General features: G+C 36.3%; 17 protein-coding genes. 13 read left to right on the top strand and 4 right to left on the bottom strand.

The features are described from left to right. Window positions 1-5: 5 nt before the first annotated feature. Together RSC39_RS09510 and RSC39_RS09505 are read right to left on the bottom strand one after the other, a co-directional pair. A complete protein-coding gene (locus RSC39_RS09510; protein WP_063281843.1) occupies window positions 6-815 on the bottom strand; it encodes an ABC transporter permease in 810 nt (269 codons plus the stop codon). A 12-nt stretch (window positions 816-827) separates the two neighbouring features. Continuing rightward, window positions 828-1,757 carry an ATP-binding cassette domain-containing protein gene (locus RSC39_RS09505; protein ID WP_063281842.1) on the bottom strand — a complete coding sequence of 310 codons (930 nt, stop codon included), beginning with the start codon at window positions 1,755-1,757 and terminating at the stop codon, window positions 828-830. A 132-nt stretch (window positions 1,758-1,889) separates the two neighbouring features. Between RSC39_RS09505 and RSC39_RS09500 the strand changes: the two genes are divergently transcribed. After that, entirely contained in the window at window positions 1,890-2,390 is a 501-nt protein-coding gene (locus RSC39_RS09500; protein WP_015082048.1) for a MarR family transcriptional regulator, read from the top strand. A 131-nt stretch (window positions 2,391-2,521) separates the two neighbouring features. Here RSC39_RS09500 and mvk read toward each other — a convergent pair whose 3' ends face one another. After that, window positions 2,522-3,454 (bottom strand): mevalonate kinase, encoded by a 933-nt coding sequence (gene mvk / locus RSC39_RS09495; RefSeq protein ID WP_021036734.1) that lies wholly within the window; start codon window positions 3,452-3,454, stop codon window positions 2,522-2,524. A 308-nt stretch (window positions 3,455-3,762) separates the two neighbouring features. On the opposite strand from mvk, the gene mvaD reads away from it, so the two are divergent. The 5 genes from mvaD (at window position 3,763) to RSC39_RS09470 (ending at window position 10,246) form a co-directional block, all read left to right on the top strand. After that, window positions 3,763-4,719 carry a diphosphomevalonate decarboxylase gene (gene mvaD, locus RSC39_RS09490; RefSeq protein ID WP_332536779.1) on the top strand — a complete coding sequence of 319 codons (957 nt, stop codon included), beginning with the start codon at window positions 3,763-3,765 and terminating at the stop codon, window positions 4,717-4,719. Continuing rightward, on the top strand, window positions 4,706-5,695 hold the full coding sequence (locus RSC39_RS09485) for a phosphomevalonate kinase (protein WP_332536777.1): 990 nt from the start codon (window positions 4,706-4,708) through the stop codon (window positions 5,693-5,695). Before mvaD ends, RSC39_RS09485 begins: the two co-directional genes overlap by 14 nt. A gap of 125 nt (window positions 5,696-5,820) precedes the next feature. Further along, complete coding sequence (gene fni / locus RSC39_RS09480) at window positions 5,821-6,867, top strand: type 2 isopentenyl-diphosphate Delta-isomerase (protein ID WP_041931252.1); 1,047 nt, start codon at window positions 5,821-5,823, stop codon at window positions 6,865-6,867. Window positions 6,868-7,020: 153 nt separating this feature from the next. Further along, window positions 7,021-7,641, top strand: coding sequence for a superoxide dismutase (locus RSC39_RS09475; RefSeq protein ID WP_003131560.1), 621 nt, complete (start codon window positions 7,021-7,023; stop codon window positions 7,639-7,641). Window positions 7,642-7,891: 250 nt separating this feature from the next. Beyond that, the gene (locus RSC39_RS09470) at window positions 7,892-10,246 is read left to right on the top strand and encodes a carbon starvation CstA family protein (RefSeq protein WP_332536775.1); all 2,355 of its coding nucleotides are present in this window, start codon (window positions 7,892-7,894) and stop codon (window positions 10,244-10,246) included. Between the two features lie 181 nt (window positions 10,247-10,427). Here the strand turns inward: RSC39_RS09470 and RSC39_RS09465 are convergent, their stop codons facing one another. Beyond that, on the bottom strand, window positions 10,428-11,087 hold the full coding sequence (locus RSC39_RS09465; RefSeq protein WP_021036737.1) for an NAD(P)H-dependent oxidoreductase: 660 nt from the start codon (window positions 11,085-11,087) through the stop codon (window positions 10,428-10,430). Window positions 11,088-11,173: 86 nt separating this feature from the next. On the opposite strand from RSC39_RS09465, the gene RSC39_RS09460 reads away from it, so the two are divergent. From RSC39_RS09460 to RSC39_RS09430, 7 genes are all read left to right on the top strand, one after another. Next, on the top strand, window positions 11,174-12,112 hold the full coding sequence (locus RSC39_RS09460; RefSeq protein ID WP_332536772.1) for a WYL domain-containing protein: 939 nt from the start codon (window positions 11,174-11,176) through the stop codon (window positions 12,110-12,112). 148 nt (window positions 12,113-12,260) lie between these two features. Beyond that, on the top strand, window positions 12,261-13,601 hold the full coding sequence (locus tag RSC39_RS09455) for a DEAD/DEAH box helicase (RefSeq protein WP_332536770.1): 1,341 nt from the start codon (window positions 12,261-12,263) through the stop codon (window positions 13,599-13,601). Window positions 13,602-13,604: 3 nt separating this feature from the next. After that, complete coding sequence (locus RSC39_RS09450) at window positions 13,605-14,189, top strand: YdcF family protein (RefSeq protein ID WP_332536768.1); 585 nt, start codon at window positions 13,605-13,607, stop codon at window positions 14,187-14,189. 134 nt (window positions 14,190-14,323) lie between these two features. Further along, a complete protein-coding gene (locus RSC39_RS09445; RefSeq protein WP_011675487.1) occupies window positions 14,324-15,070 on the top strand; it encodes a MurR/RpiR family transcriptional regulator in 747 nt (248 codons plus the stop codon). Between the two features lie 241 nt (window positions 15,071-15,311). Next, entirely contained in the window at window positions 15,312-15,638 is a 327-nt protein-coding gene (locus tag RSC39_RS09440) for a PTS sugar transporter subunit IIB (RefSeq protein WP_011675488.1), read from the top strand. An 82-nt stretch (window positions 15,639-15,720) separates the two neighbouring features. Next, window positions 15,721-16,071, top strand: coding sequence for a PTS lactose/cellobiose transporter subunit IIA (locus tag RSC39_RS09435; protein ID WP_011675489.1), 351 nt, complete (start codon window positions 15,721-15,723; stop codon window positions 16,069-16,071). 92 nt (window positions 16,072-16,163) lie between these two features. Further along, window positions 16,164-16,892: a MurR/RpiR family transcriptional regulator gene (locus tag RSC39_RS09430; RefSeq protein WP_021036739.1), complete on the top strand. Its 729-nt coding sequence runs from the start codon at window positions 16,164-16,166 to the stop codon at window positions 16,890-16,892. Window positions 16,893-17,174 lie beyond the last annotated feature (282 nt).

Below are 17,174 nucleotides of genomic sequence, written 5' to 3'. Positions count from 1 at the left end.
ACTGCTTAGTTTTTCTTTGAATAAGCAAGAACAGTAACGGGTGCTAAAATGAGAACAATCAGAAGGCTAATTAGAAGAACCAACCAGGCTTCATGACCAAAATTACCATTATATGCCACTTCTTTAAAGGCAGTAATCAAATGAGAAACAGGATTATTTTCGGCAATGACTTTCAGCCATTTTGGTAAAGAAGTGACGGGAATATAAGCATTTGACAAAAAGGCCAAAAACATGGTCAAAAAGCTCGAAATGGTTGTCACAGTTGCTGCACTTTTAGCAAGGACACCAACTAAAGCAAAGAGCCAACTGAGCGCCCAAGTTGTAACGATTGCAAGGCCAATTGCAACAAGCAGCCAACCAAATCCGGCGCTTGCTCGCCAACCGAGAGCTGCACCTGTGCCTAATGCAAAGACAGCGGCAATAATATAACGGATAATATCCGAGATTAACGTTCCCGCTAAGGGTGCAATTCGTGAAATTGGCAAAGAATTGAAGCGGTCTGTGGCTCCCTTGTCCAAATCCTCACGAAGTTGGGTTCCGGCAGCACCAGATGCCATAACAAGTGTTTGGATTAAAATTCCGGGAACAACAAGAGGGAGATAAGCTTTGACATTTCCCATGATTGCTCCACCAAAAAGTTGGGAGAAAACGATGACCATGATAATTGGCATGACGGTCACATCAAATAGTTTTTCTGGGCTATGTTTGACTTTGAGAAGTTCACGCTTGGCCATGACGATAATATCTGTCAACCAAGATTTTAAACTGATTGTTTTCATCGTTGTAGTATTTTTGTTAATTGCAGTTGTGTCCATTTTTATTTTCTCCTATTTTCCTGTCAGCTCAAGAAAAACTTCATCAAGTGTTGGTTTACGTGTTTCAAATTCATTGATGGCAATGTGTTCAGTTTCCAAAAGTAAAAGAATTTGTGTCATGATTTTTGTGTCAGTTACTTTGATTGACAAAGTTGCAAATTCTGGTAGAACAATCACTTCAATATTGAATTTTTGTTCTATGATTTCTTTGGCTTGTTTAATTTGACTGCTTTCAATCAATGAGAGCTCAAAAGTGGTTTCTCCCAAAATGTTTTTAAGCTCTGACGGGGTGCCTTGCGCGATGACGCTGCCATGGTCAATGATGGCGATACGGTCAGCCAATTGGTCAGCTTCGTCCAAGTATTGTGTAGTCAGAACGATGGTTGAACCCCCTTTGACCAACTCACGAATTGTCTTCCACATTTCCCCACGTGTTCTGGGGTCAAGACCTGTTGTTGGTTCGTCAAGAAAGATAAGCGGGGGTTTAGTGATTAGGCTAACAGCCAAATCTAATCTTCTTCTCATTCCACCTGAAAATGCACTGATGGATTTGTCTTTGGCTTCTGTCAGTGAAAATTGTTTGAGCAATTCGAGGCCGCGTTTTTTGGCTTCTTTTTTGGATAGGCCATTTAACTGACCAAAAATAATCATGTTTTCCATCCCTGTCAGTTCCTCATCAACTGAAGCATATTGACCTGTCAGCCCGATAAAGTTCCGAACTTTTGCACCGTCTTTGGTCAGGTCGTTTCCAAAGATAGAAGCAGAACCAGATGTTACTTTTGTTAATGTTGCAAGCATTCTTAAGAATGTGGTCTTCCCTGCACCGTTAGGTCCAAGAATTCCAAAGATTTCTCCTTGATGGACATCAAGTGAAATACCATTTACTGCGTTTTTGCCATCAAAGTTTTTGACAAGATTTGTAGTTGTAATTGCGAGTGCCATTATTATCTCCTTTTTCATAAGGTTACCTTATAAAAAACATTATAAGCCCCCCCTGATTAAATTGTCAAGAAAAAAGTATGGGACCCTGATTATATTTTTTATAAATGCTAAAAAATGTGATAAAATAAGACTATGACAAAGAAAAAAGAAAATACAAGTCAGGGATTTATTCGTTATGTTACACTTCTTTTTTGGTATTTGAGAAAGAGTAAAAGTGTCACAAGAAAACAAACAGTGGAATATTCTCGATTACAAGGACAGGGACAAATTTTAAATATTCTAATGGAAAACAGTAAGATGACGCAAAAAAATCTGGTGGCTCAACTGGATATGCGCCCCCAGTCTGCTAGTGAAATGATAAAAAAATTGGAAAAGAAACAATTTATTTCACGTCAAAAAGATGCTCAAGATAAGCGTGGATTTATCATATCACTAACTGAAAAAGGGAAGGCTGTTTTGGAAGAAAGTGCAGAACAAACAGAACTTGTTCCAGGCATTATGACAAGCTTTACAGAAGAAGAAAAAATTGAATTTGCAAGGTTAATTGGCAAACTCCAAAGTGAACTAGATGAAAAAATCAGTCATGAAGATGACCGAATTAAGGAACAATATAATCGTATAGCAGGAAATTAGTTGTTTTTGGTATTTGGAAAATAAAAAATCGAGTTTATATGATCTCGATTTTTTTATTAGTCAACTATAGAAGTGACAGGATTAATTATTGGAGGAGTCACTTTATTAAAAAAAGATGGCGATTAACCATCTTAAAAGGAGTAAATCCACGTGTTTTTAGCCCCATTTTTTAGGAGACGTTGACTGATGCGAATCGCATCTTTTTCATTTTCAGCCAGTGCAACCATGACTCCACCAAGTCCAGAACCAGTCAATTTAGCGCCAAGGGCTCCATTTTTTCGAGCCGTATCAACTAAATTGTCTAGCCGGGGGTGAGAAACACCGAGTTCTGAAAGTCTTTCATGAGCTTTATTCATGACGTGACCAAACTCTTTGAGTTTATCGGTCATTAAAAAGGCTTTTGAGTCTTTGGCTAATTGCCCGAGGTCATTAATTGAGTTTTGAGTTTTTTCATTTTCCTCAACAAGTTTTTCCCGAACAATATTGATAGCTTGGCTAGTAAAGCCGTGCACACCAGTATCGCCAATGACGATAAAACCATGAAGATTTAGTTCAAAGGGTTCAATTGTGCTGTCTTTAATAAACCACAAAGGGTGCTCAGAATTAACTGTCGCGACATCAATTCCAGAAGATTTACCATGGGTAATATTTTCAGAAAAATTGGCATAAAAAAGTAAGTCTTTTTGTGGAAGTTCGGCATCAAAGAAATCATAAAAGGCTCTGATGATGGCTGTTGCCAAAGAAGCAGAGGCACCTAAACCACGTCCTTGAGGAATGTTTGAATCAATTTCTAAAGAAAAAGGCATTTTTGAAGAATGAAATTTAGCGAGTAAACGCATGATGAGTTGACGAATTCCTTCAAATTCATCTCCCATTAAATCAAGTCTTCGACGAAATTCATTATTTTCAATGTATTGGCCATATTTTGATGAAGTAATTGTCACTGTAGTTTTAAGAATTGTTACAGGTAAGGCAATTGCTGGCTGACCATATACAACGGAATGTTCTCCAATTAAGATTAGTTTGGAATGGGCAATTCCCGTCCCCATTTTATTGATAGTCATTTTTAACAATTCTCCTGCTAGATTAGTTTGTCATTTGATAAATGTAAACTGTAAATTAGCATATTTTTGGTTAAATTAAGTCAGATTGAGGCAAAAATACTCGATAGACTTTCTTCCGATATCATACATTTTGAATACAAAAACGTACCTGACAATTTTATAAAATTTCTTCTTGAAAATCAAGCTTTTGTTTCTATTTTGACTTTTAAATTATGATTAATGATAAAAATAAGTATTTTTTAGACAGAAAATTATCTTTGAGAATGATAAGAGATAAGAAAGAATTGTTTTTTTGATATAATAGTTTCATGAAAAATATTGTTACTGCACGGGCGCATACGAATATCGCCTTGATTAAATATTGGGGAAAAACGGATATTGCTCTAAATATCCCGACGACATCTTCTTTGTCAATGACCTTGGAGCCATTTTATACAACAACCTCGGTTGAATTTACTGACAATGAGTCTGATTCATTAATCTTAAATTCAGCGATGGAAGATAGCAGTCGTGTCAGCAAATTTTTGGAAATGATGCGTGGACAATATGGAAATTTCCCTAAAGTAATGATTCAATCAGAAAATCATGTTCCAACAGCGGCTGGATTAGCGTCAAGTGCTTCAAGTTTTGCTGCACTTACAGCTGCTATGTTTGGACTTTTAGACTTAGAAAAAGATGATTCCGAAATGTCACGGATTGCCAGACGGGGTTCGGGTTCCGCTTCTCGTTCAATTTTTGGAAATTTTGCTGTTTGGAATAAAGGGGAGAATCATCAGTCTTCCTTTGCCGAATCTTTTTACAATAAAGACATTGGGCTTTCAATGATTGTTGCCGAAATTTCTTCCGAAAAGAAAAAAATGTCATCAACAAAAGGAATGCAATTGGCTCAAACAGCGCCAACTTATGGAGCTTGGGTCGAAAAATCAGCAATTCAACTTGCAGAAATGAAACAAGCAATCCTCCAAGCTGATATTGAAAAAGTGGGTCTAATTGCTCAAGATAATGCTCTTGGCATGCATGAACAAAATCGTCTATGTCTTGAACCATTTGACTATTTCACCTCTGAAACGCAACGTGTTGTAGACTTTACAAAAGAATGTCATAAAGCGGGCTTACTCGCCTTTGTGACCATTGATGCTGGGCCAAATGTAAAAATTATTACTGACCATGCGACAGAAAAAATCTTGTTGACCAAGTTAAAAGCAGAGTTTCCAGAATTAACTTTTGATATTGCACGTGCTGGAGGCGCTTATGAGTATCTCTGAGAAGAAAATTAAGACAAAGATACCGGGGAAACTTTTTTTTGCAGGTGAATATGCGGTCACAAAAGAAGGAAATCTTGCCCTCATTACGACAATTGAAACAAATTTTGAAATGAGTATTTCAAGAGCGAGTGACAAATCGATTCTCAAAACAAATGTTGGACTTGCTGATTTTGAATTTTCATTGACCAAAATTGAATTTGATAAAGAAAGTCCTTGGAATTTTGCGCTGACAGCCTTAAAAAATACTTTGTCAGCTGTTGACAGTTCTAAAAAAGAGTCTGTCAGTAAAATTTCTGAGCTGTCAGTAGAAATATGCCTTGAAATTCGGAGTGATTTAGGCTTTGGTGAAAATAAAAAAGGCTATGGCTCAAGTGCATCAGTTGTTTGTGGCGTAGTCAATGCGGTTAACCAATTTTTTGATTTACAACTTTCCCTTGAAAAACGGTTTGAAATTGCAGCAAAGACCCATTTTGAAGTGCAAGGTTCTGGTTCAATGGGGGATATTGCGGCTATTATGTATGGTGGCTCAGTTTTCTATCAGAATCATAACCGTATCCTTCCTCTTGAAATTCCTTGGAAAACCTATGTTGTTCAAACAGGAAAAGCAGCCAAAACTGCTGAAAAAATCAAAATCAAACTCTCTGATGAATTTTATCAAACTTCAAATGAGTTAGTTATCGAAATGGCAACAGCGATTGACATTCAAGATTTTAGCTTATTCAAAGAAAAATTATCAGAAAATCAACTTTTACTTTTGGAAAATATTCCAGAAGGCTATATGACTAAAGAACTAGCTCTTGCATTAAACTTGCTCAATAGCTATCCAGAGCTTGCCGCTAAAATCTCTGGTGCTGGATTTGGGGAGAACCTTATTTTGTTTGCTCAAAATTCAATGGCTATTGCTGAGGTTCAAAAAAAATTATCCGAATATGGAATCAATCTTGAAGAGTTTAAGATTGCTCAAAAAAATAACTGAGTTTAACCTGCTAAAAACTAAAAAAGAAAACAAAGATAGATTTAAGCCTGTACGAGCCTGATTTTTCTTACTTTTCCTGTTTTTAAAAGACTAGGTTTTACACTTAATGAATTGAGAAATAAATGATGAAAAGTGAAAAAGAAATCCATCAACATCGTAAAGACGAACACCTATCATTAGCATACAAATATTGGAAAGAAGAAAGAAATCAGACTTTGGGCCTGACTTTTTCTGATGTCCGAATCATTCCTAATACATTACCAGAACTTTCAACTGAAAAAGTAGAGCTTTCGTCAAAAGTTTTTGGTCAGGACTTTGAATTTCCTTTTTATATCGAAGCGATGACTGGTGGAGGCGAGCGTGCAGATAAAATTAATCAGACTTTGGCCGAAATTGCGAAAAATCAGCATCTTGCCATGGCAGTTGGTTCACAATCCATTGCCCTGAAATTTCCAGAATTAGCCGCAGGCTTTAAAGAGGTTCGTAAAATTCATTCTTCTGGTTTTCTCTTTGCCAATCTTGGTGCTGGACATTCTTTAGAGAATGCTAAGCGAGCGGTAGAGATGATTGAGGCCAATGCTTTAGAAATCCATGTCAATACAGCGCAAGAATTGCCAATGGATGAAGGAGACCGTGAATTTTATTGGTTAGAAAACATTAATGAAATTGCAAGTCAACTAGAAGTTCCTGTCATTGTCAAAGAAGTTGGCTTTGGCATTTCCCAAAAGACCTTTAAAGAACTTTCTAAAACAGCTGTTTCGGGAATAAATGTTGGTGGAGCTGGCGGAACTAATTTTGCTTGGATTGAGCGTAAACGGAGCAAAAATGGTTTTGATTTGGACGATTTTGGTTTTTCAACTCTTGAAAGCCTGCTGGAGGCTAAAACGGCAGAGAATACCAAAAGCTTAGTTGCTACTGGGGGGATTTCCTCGGCTCAAGATATTTTTAAGTCTTTGATTTTAGGTGCCGATTTGGCAAGTTCAGCGGGTTTTATTTTGAAAAATCTCATGCAAACAGGTCCTGAAAAGGTAGAAGAAATTCTTGAGCAATGGAAGCAAGATTTGAATAAATTATTTGTTCTGACAGGTTCAAAAAACATAGCAGAATCCCACAATGTAGATCTACTTTATTCAGCGAAAATGCTCGATTTTATCCAACAAAGAAAAAAATAAATTATAAATCAAATCATTTGGCAATGGTTTCAAAAACGACTATAATGAGAATAGAATTAAAAAATAATCTAACTGAATTCCATTCTCAATCTGGTCAAAATACCCAAGTATTAAGACTTCAAAATGGATTCACATCTTAAAAGGAGAATTACTATGGCATTTACATTACCTGAACTTCCATATGCGCCAAATGCGCTTGAACCTTTCTTTGATGAAGCAACAATGCGTTTGCATCATGGAAAACATCATCAAACTTATGTGAATAATCTTAATGCAGCAATTGAAAAACACAATGAACTTGATGACCTTAGCCTCGAAGAATTATTGACTGATTTGTCAGCAATCCCAGAAGACATTCGTACAGCTGTTCGTAACAACGGTGGTGGTCATTTGAATCATAGTCAATTCTGGCTTTGGCTTCGTCCAAATACTGATGGTTCTGAAAACCATGCTGACGGTGAAATTGGCGATGCAATTGCGAAAGAATTTGGTAGTTTTGAAACTTTCAAAACAGAATTCAAAGCTGCTGCCACAGGCCGTTTTGGTTCAGGCTGGGCTTGGTTAGTTGTTGATGAAGCTGGCAAATTGAAAGTTGTATCAACTGCAAATCAAGATAATCCAATTTCTGAAGGATTGACACCAGTTTTGGGACTTGATGTTTGGGAACATGCTTACTACCTTAAATATCACAATGTACGTCCTGACTACATTGAAGCATTCTTTAACCTTGTAAACTGGGATAAAGTCAATGAACTTTACGCTAAGGCAAAATAAAATAATCAATGAAAGACTCTCCTTTTTAGGAGAGTCTTTTTATTTTACAGAAGAATTAGAAAATGAAAAGAATTTTCTGTGTAAAATTCATCTTGTATTTTACAAAAAGATGTTTTAAAGAGATTTTTTTAAACATAAATGCTTATCTTTTTGATTAAATAGTGCTAAAATATTATTGTAATCGGTTACATTTCGCTTTTAAAAAATAAGAAAGGTAAATACATCAAAAGATGTATAGGAATAAAGGATTATGAAAGATGATGGAAACTCTTCAAACTTTACTGATGAAGAAGAGCTGTTTTTGTTGCGCAATAAAGAAGGAAAAATTGTCGGAATCAAGGATTTAAAGCAGGCAAATTTTCAAGAAACCATGAAAGACTGGAAAGAACATCTGCCAAAACCTAGCTTATTATCAATTATTATTTGGATGGCTGTTGCTTTACTGGGTGGTCTTGCTTGGTCATTAATTGCGCTAGCGCAAGGGGAGACGATTAATGCGATTTGGTTTGTTATTGCAGCTGTTTGTTCTTATTTAATTGGTTATCGTTTCTATGCTTTATATATTCAACGCAAAATCATGCGTCCTAATGACTTGCGAGCAACACCGTCAGAAGCTCATAATGACGGAAAAGAATTCGACCCAACCAATCGAGTTGTTTTATTCGGACACCATTTTGCATCAATCGCTGGAGCTGGGCCTTTGGTTGGACCAGTTTTAGCGGCACAGATGGGTTACTTACCAGGGACAATTTGGATTATTTTTGGGGTTATTTTTGCTGGTGGGGTACAAGATATGCTTGTTCTCTGGTATTCTCATCGTCGTCGTGCAAAATCAATTGGGGCAATGGCTCATGATGAAGTAGGTAGATTTGCTGGTGGCTTGACCTCATTTATTGTTTTTATCATGACCATGATTGTTCTTGCTGTTTTGGCTTTGATTTGTGTGACGGCAATGGCTAATTCTGCTTGGGCGGTCTTTTCGATTGGAATGACGATTCCAATTGCTTTACTAATGGGAATTTATCTAAAATACATCCGTCCAGGTCATGTTAATGAAATTTCAGCAATTGGTTTTATTTTACTTTTAGTGGCTATTTTTGGTGGTCGTTGGGTTTCAGAATCTTCATTTGCTCATATTTTCATGCTTTCGCCAACGGCTTTGGTATGGTGGGTCATGGGCTATACTTTTATTGCGGCGATTATTCCTGCTTGGATTTTACTTACACCACGTGACTATCTATCAATGTTTATGAAAATTGGTACAATTGCTATTTTAGCAATAGCAGTCGTTGGTGTGCGTCCTGATGTGACGATTCCAGCTCTGACAAATTTCGCACATAATACAGATGGCCCAGCTTTTGCCGGTTCACTCTTTCCGTTTTTATTCGTCACAATTGCCTGTGGGGCCTTGTCAGGCTTTCACGTCATGATGTCTTCTGGGACAACGCCCCATTTGATTGCCAAAGAATCGCAAACGCGCATGATTGGTTATGGCGGGATGTTATTTGAGTCATTTGTTGCCATTATGGCTTTAGTCGCTGCGATTTCTCTTAATCCGGGGATTTATTATTCAATGAATACACCACAAGCCAGCATTCAAAAACTAGCAGCTTCAAGTTATCAAGCAGATAAAAGTGCCGAATATAATGCTTCTAAGGCCATTCCCAATGTTGCGATGATGCCAGATGGCTCAAAACTCAGTATTGATTGGGAAGGCACGACTGGCGAAAAAGCGCTCCAACAAGTTGCAAAAGATGTTGGCGAAAAATCGATTGTTTCACGGACTGGTGGGGCACCAACGCTGGCTGTTTCAATGTCAAACATTCTACATAAGGTGCCAGTTATTGGTGGGACAAATATGATGGGCTTCTGGTATCATTTTGCCATTATGTTTGAGGCACTCTTTATCCTGTCAGCCGTTTCAGCCGCAACTAAGTCCACTCGTTATTTACTTAATGATGCGCTTCGTGGTTTCAAAAAATTAGGACGGTTGGGCGATGATGATTGGCTACCAAGTAAAATCGTGACAACGGCTGTCATTGTTGGTGTTTGGGGGGCTTTACTTTTGATGGGCGTTTCTGACCCCAACGGTGGGATCAAAATCATGTATCCACTCTTTGGGATTTCTAATCAGCTGATTGCAGCTGTGGCTCTCGCCATTGTCTGTGTCATGGTTATTCGTAAAGGTTACCTCAAATGGGTTTGGATTCCTGCCATTCCATTGGTCTGGGATGTTTGTGTGACCTTTGCTGCCAGCTGGCAAAAAATCTTTTCTACGGATGTAAATATTGGTTATTTTGCTTCTTATTCAGCAGCGAAAAGTCAAGTAGATTCAGGAAAATTGACAGGTTTATTATTAACCAATGCGCAAGCAACCATGCGAAATACGATGATTCAAGGAATTCTGTCAGTAATTTTCTTGCTTTGCGTGGCCATATTATTAGCAATTTGTGCCGTTAAAGTTGTCAAGATTTTGCAAACCAATAAAGTCGGTGATAAGTTCAGCTCAGAAGAAGCTTTTGAAGAGTCCAACCTTTTTGAAACTTCAAGTTTCTGGCCAAGTCATCTTGAACATAAGGTTTTAAAAAGCAAAGTTAAAAATTAATGATGAATAGAAAATGAAAAGTTACTGATAGAAATTTCTGTCAGTAACTTTTTTATTGATTATTCTGATGCTTTGATTATTTCAATCGATACAAGTGTGGATAGAATCATCAGCAGAGTTGACAATTTCCTTAGCCACAATCTGACCACACACTGCAATCATGGTCAGCTGTCAGTAATTTTTAGTAGAAGTTTTTTAAAGCTTTGTCCAAATTTTCTTTTGCTTTATCAAGAATTTCATTTTTAGCTAAAGTGGCGGTGCCTTCAGCCCGGACAATTTCAAAAGTATCAAAGCCCATGATTTCTGAAAAAATCATTTTGAGATATTGTGGAGCAAAGTCTAAGTCTTGATAAAAATTATTTTCGCTATAAACTGAACCACTAGCAAAGAGTAAAAGCGCTCTGTAATCATCAGTCATCAATCCGGTAGATACTTTCCCTTTCTCATCAGGGGAATCAAGATATTTAAAGGTTTCACGAGCAATTAGAATATTGTCAATGTAATCTTTAAGGCGTGAAGTAATATTAAAATTATGCAAAGGTGTGACAATGACTAGGCGATGATGTTCCTTAAACTCTTTTAATAGTCGTTCAGAAGTCTGGGCAATATTAAGCTCGTCAGCAGATAATTTTTCGCCAGCAGCTTTTTTGTCCCAAATTTTGAGCAGTTGATTTTGCTCAATTCGTGGCAAATTGCCATCAAGGTCATAAAGATTAAAAATAGTCAGATCATCTTCGGAAAATTGACTCTTGTAATTAGCTAAAAATAGTTCTTGAAGTTGATTGGAAAAGTGATTCAAATTGTTAAAATCGGGATGAGCGTTAATTAATAAAGTTTTCAATGATAGTTCCTCATTTCTTTTGATAAAATAATTATAAAACATAAAGGTGACAAAATAAGACACCTTTAAAATAAAGGAAAACATTAATGAAAAAGGCAGAACGATTAAATCAGGAACTTATTTTTTTAGGAAATAAGAAAGGATTTCAGCTCAAAGATTTGATGGAAGAATTTCAGATTTCCAAAAGAACAGCCCTAAGAGATGTTGAAGAATTAGAAGGGATGGGTCTACCCTTTTATACCGAAAATGGGAGATATGGCGGATATAAGTTGATTAATCAAGGCTTATGGACACCGGTTTATTTTAATAATGATGAAATTGAAGCTATTTTCTTTGCCTTAGATGCCCTAAAACTACTTTCAAGTAGTCCTTTTGAAAAATCTTACCGTCATATTCGGCAAAAATTATCCGCAACTTTACCCGAAAGTCAGCAAGAATATATCAGTAAAATGCTGACAGTAGTTAATTTTTACGGAATTGCGCCTGTCAGTAAAGTGACTGATTTGAAATTACTGATGACAGCGATTTTGTCAGAGAAAATTGTCAAAATGACTTATTCACAGTATGAAATAAAAGAAATTGAGCTTCAAATTTACGAAATATTTTATCGAAATGGCCTGTGGATTTGTAGTGCCTATGATGTTAACCAAGAAAAATGGGGAACTTATCGTTGTGATTACATGTCAGAGGTCGAAATCATTGATGATGGGCGTCAAACTAAAAAACTATCTGAATTAAAAATGATACAAGAGACTTATGAGAAAAATTATCATGACATCCCCTTTCGCTGTCGACTGACAGATTTTGGAAAGGAGTTATATCTCAAGCACCATTATCCAAATATGCACCTAGAAGAAATTGCTGGGATTGCTTATCTTGTAGGTGCTTATCACGCGGACGAACTGACCTATATGACTCATTACCTTTGTTCTTATGGAAATCATTTAGTTATTGAAGAACCGCAAGCACTGATTGACAGCTATCTCAAACAGCTTTCGGAAATGAAGGCGGTTTACCAAGAATAAGTCCGTCACAAGGGGAAGGACAGGTTTCTTAAATGTTTTTTTTCTGATATAATAGAAAAAAGTCCCTTCCATGGATAAATTAATGTTTAACAGATATTCGTTAATTTTTAAAATGTAACGAATGATCCTCAACAAATGAAAGAAAAAAATGAAATTTACAGACTTTAATTTTAAAGATTATATCAACCAAACTTTAGAGAATATCAAATTTGAAAAACCTACTGAAGTGCAACAAAAATTGATTCCTATTGTCCTTTCTGGACGTGATTTGGTAGGGGAATCTAAAACAGGTTCTGGTAAAACGCATACCTTTTTATTGCCAATTTTCCAGAATATTAATCCTGAACTTGATGAAGTGCAAGCAGTCATCACGGCACCTTCTCGCGAATTAGCGACACAAATCTACAAAGCTGCTCAAGAATTTGTGAAAGTAAATGACAAAATTCGCGTTTCAAACTTTGTCGGTGGAACAGATAAAGCCCGCCAAATTAAAAAATTAGAAACAGCACAGCCACATATCGTTATTGGGACACCAGGTCGGATCCATGATTTAGTTAAGTCTAATGCCTTGGTTGTTCATACAGCAAGGACATTTGTTGTCGATGAGGCGGATATGACACTTGACATGGGCTTTTTGGCAGATGTTGACCAAATTGCTTCAAGTTTTGGTAAACGCGTGCAAATGCTAGTCTTTTCAGCAACAATTCCTCAAAAACTGCAACCTTTCTTGAAAAAATATTTGCATAATCCCGTCATGGAAAAAATTGCAAATAAAACAGTCATTTCAGATACCATTGAAAACTGGTTAGTTTCAACAAAAGGAAGTTCACATAATCAACTTTTACTTCAATTGACTAAAGCACTCAATCCTTATATGGCAATGATTTTTGCCAATACAAAAGGACGTGTTGATGATATTCATCATTTCTTGACAAATAATGGTCTTAAAGTGGCAAAAATTCATGGTGACGTGCCACCACGTGAGCGTAAACGGATCATGAATTCAATTAAAAATCTTGATTATCAATATGTTGTGGCGACTGATATTGCAGCGCGTGGAATTGATATCGAAGGAGTTTCACATATTATCAATGATGAAATTCCAAAAGATTTGACTTTCTTTGTTCACCGTGTTGGACGTTCTGGACGTAATGGATTACGTGGTACAGCGATTACACTTTACAGCCCTTCTGATGATTCAAGCATTCGTGAAATCGAAAAAATGGGTGTAACTTTCCAACCTAAGGCTGTCAAAGATGGCGAAATTGTAGATTCTTATGATCGTGACCGTCGTGAAAAACGGACGAAAAAACAAGATGAAATTTCAACGAAAACCATTGGTGCCCTTAAAAAAGGTAAGAAACACGTAAAACCAGGCTACAAACGTGCAATTAAATGGCAAATTGAAGAAGATAATAAGAAAAAACGGCGTGCTGAACGCAATAAAAATGCCCGTAAAACACGTGATTCTCGTAAACAAAACTTCTAATTGATGAAAAAATTTATCAAATTTTTAAGCTTTTTTCTTGGAGCAATTCTATTGATTTTGCTTGTTTGTTTAGGATTGATTTTTAGTAAGTCCAATGACAGAACAGCGGATAAAGCCAGAGAAATTGATACGATTTTAGTATTAGGTTCACGGATAAATGCTGACGAGCAACCGGCAAAAATAACTCAAGAACGTCTTGACGCAGCACTTTTACTTGCCGCTAAGAATCCACAAGCAAAAATCATTGTTTCAGGAGCTAAAGGAGCTGACGAACCTGTCAGCGAAGCTTTTAGTATGAAAAAATATTTTATGGCACACGCGATTAGTGCTGACAGGATTATCAGTGAAAATAAAGCGACAGATACCGCAGAGAATTTGAGCTATTCCAAAAAATATTTTCATGGGAAAACAGTGGTGGTGACCAATGATTTTCATCTCTATCGTGCTTTATATTTAGCAAGCCGTCAAGGGCTAAAAGTAGAGGGATATGCTGCAAAAACTGAGGTGACAAATCCGCTTTATTATCCGAATTATTATGGTCATGAAGTCCTTGGTTTAATTTATGCTTTTGTCTTTGGAACGGGATAAAAATAACTCTGTCAGTAAATGTTAGAATTTCTGTCAGTAGATTTGCGTTCAAGTGAGGTATTAAAAGACCTGTCAGTAAAATTATCAACGAACTTGACTCTATCCTAATTATTTCTAAACATGGAGAATAATAAATGATTTTTCTACCAGAACAAATTAGTAAACTTAATGAGCTTGAAACCTTAGTTTTTGATTTCATCATAAAATCACCCGAAGAAGTTCAACAAATGACCATTCGTGATTTGGCAAGTCAGGTTCACGTGTCAACGTCAACAATTGTTCGTTTATGTACAAAACTTGGTTTTGAAGGTTGGGCTGACCTAAAATTTTATCTTAAAAATCAATTGAAAGAAAAAACACCAGAAGAACAGCACTATGATAATATGCTTGAATTTAACATGTTTTTACGTCGAATGAATACAGATAATTACCAAGCCAAACTTAATAATGCTGCTCAAATGATTGCTAAAGCTGATTATACTGTTTTTTTGGGACTAGGAACTTCTGGGTCATTAAGTGAGTATGCAACGAAGTATTTTGTAAATACAGGCCTGCGAAGTTTTGTCATCTCTGACCCCTTTCAAGCTGTTCAAGTTCAGGGGATGGGGAATGTTGTTGCGGTGATTATGTCCGTATCCGGAGAAACTGAACAAGTTGTCAATAAAGAATTAGAATTTAAATCTGGTGGTGCAAAAATTATTTCAATCACGAATAATGAGGATTGTACGGTAGCTAGACTCGCTGATCATCAACTCTCTTATAATCTTGTTAATGAATGGTCTAAGCAATATCCTTTAGGAAATTTGACTACTCAACTTCCAGTACTCGCTATTTTAGAAATTTTAGCTCACAAGTCAATTGATTATCTTGTTAAAAAATGATAAATTTGTTCCAAATGAAGAAACAAATATTTCAAAATCCTACTATTTGATAGTAGGATTTTTTATATATTAGTCCAAAAGCTCAAAAAGGCTGATTTAACGCAGATGAGTAGACTTTTCAATTATTTTGTAAAGCACTTTCAAAAAATAGATAACGCTTGCATTATGAAAATGAAAACGTTATAATTATTTTTATAAAGAACGTTAAATTATAAAACGTTAAGAATAAGGAGAAATAATTATGGCAGATAAAGTTATTGCACTTGCATGTGCAGCCGGTATGTCAACATCACTTTTAGTATCAAAAATGCAAAAAGCAGCAGCAGAAAACGGAAAAGATTACGAAATTTTCGCAAAATCAACAGCAGACATTGATAATATGCTTGCAGGAACAGGTTCACCAAAACCAGACGTTTTACTTTTAGGCCCACAAGTTGCCTTCATGAAAGGTGAAGTTGCTAAAAAAGCAGAAATTGCTGGCGTTCCAATGGACGTGATTAAAATGCAAGATTACGGAATGATGCGTGGGGATAAAGTTCTCGCAGCTGCTGAAAATTTGATGAATTAAGCTTTGTTTTATTAAACCTGTGGGAGGGCGAAAGCTCTTTTACTATGTAAAAATAAGTATAAACAGAAACGGAATATAAGAAATGACTGATAAGTACGAGAATCCAACAAGTGATGACTACATGGGTGTGGTAATGGGCATTATCATGAGTGGAGGAAACGCCAAAGGTTTAGCCTTCCAAGCCATTCAACAAGCTAAAGATGGAAAATTTGCAGAAGCAGAAAGCTCATTAAATGAAGCGAGTGAACAACTTCGTGAAGCCCATGATGTTCAAACAGATCTCTTAACACGTTTGGCACAAGGAGAAAAAATCGGCTGGAATCTTTACATGGTTCATGCTCAAGACCATTTGATGAATGCCATTACCTTTAAAGACCTTGCAGTCGAAGTTGTTGGTCAAGAACGACGCCTTCAAGCTCTTGAAAACAAATAATTTTGCTCTTAGTTGATAGAATAGCAAAATCAAAAGTTGCGGAGACGCAACTTTTTTCTAACAAAAATCGTTGAGTAAGAAAGGAGCAGAAAATGAGTTTTTTTGGAAATGTTGACTTTCAAAAATTAACCTATACAGAAAGGACTTGCTACAGTTATCTTCGAGATAATGTTGATAAAATCCCTTATTTACGCGTCCGTGACATTGCTTTAGAGGCCCATGTTGGAACTTCAAGCGTCATGCGTTTAATACATAAAATGGGTTATGATTCGTACACGGATTTTAAAGAATATATTATTGATAAAAAAGAGCTGGAAAAAGGAATTTCTAACACTGCTATTCCTTTCTCATTAGATATTTTTTCAGGAGACGTCGAACAGCGTTTAGATAATTTAGCGCAACGTGTGATTGAAAGTGATAATATCATTTTTACCGGAGTTGGCTCAAGTGGTTTAATCTGTGATTATGCAGCTAGAAGATTAGCTGGTGTGGGCATTAATACTTTTTCATTTAGCGATGTAACTTATCCGATTGCTTCAAAGTTGCAAAATACAACCAATACTTTAGTAATTGCTTTATCCATTTCAGGTGAAACTAATGAAATCATTGAAGTACTGACCAGTCTTCGGTCAAATAAAGATGTTTATATTTCGAGTATCACGCCCAAAATTAATTCGAGTATCGCTGAACTGAGTGATTTTGTCCTGACCTATCGAATCAATGAACACCGAATTAACACGCATTATGACTTAACGAGTCAATTACCTACGGTCTATTTGACAGAACGTTTAACAGACCTCGTTTATCAACGTTCTAACTAAAAAAGCCAATCTGGCTTTTTTCTATGCTCTGTCGTTCCTAATGGTTTGATATCTAAAAGTAAAAAAGTTAAATTGAGATAACAAATATAATTATCAAGGCTGAACCTCGCAAGCTTAAAGGAAACTTATATGACATTTTTGGTACAGTAGTCTTCATAAGTGGCACAGAACCAAAGTGATGGAAAGATAAGAAACCGCTTTCTTTACTTTGCCTATTAATGCTATAATGAAAATGTAGAAAAGATGGACGTGAAACCAGTTCATCAAAAAAAGTAAAGGAGA

The sequence above is a fragment of the Lactococcus sp. genome (assembly GCF_036648155.1).
In the GTDB taxonomy this organism is placed as follows: Bacteria; Bacillota; Bacilli; order Lactobacillales; family Streptococcaceae; genus Lactococcus; species Lactococcus cremoris.
Note: the sequence above shows the minus strand (reverse complement) of the source record. Positions and strands in the feature narration are given on the sequence as shown.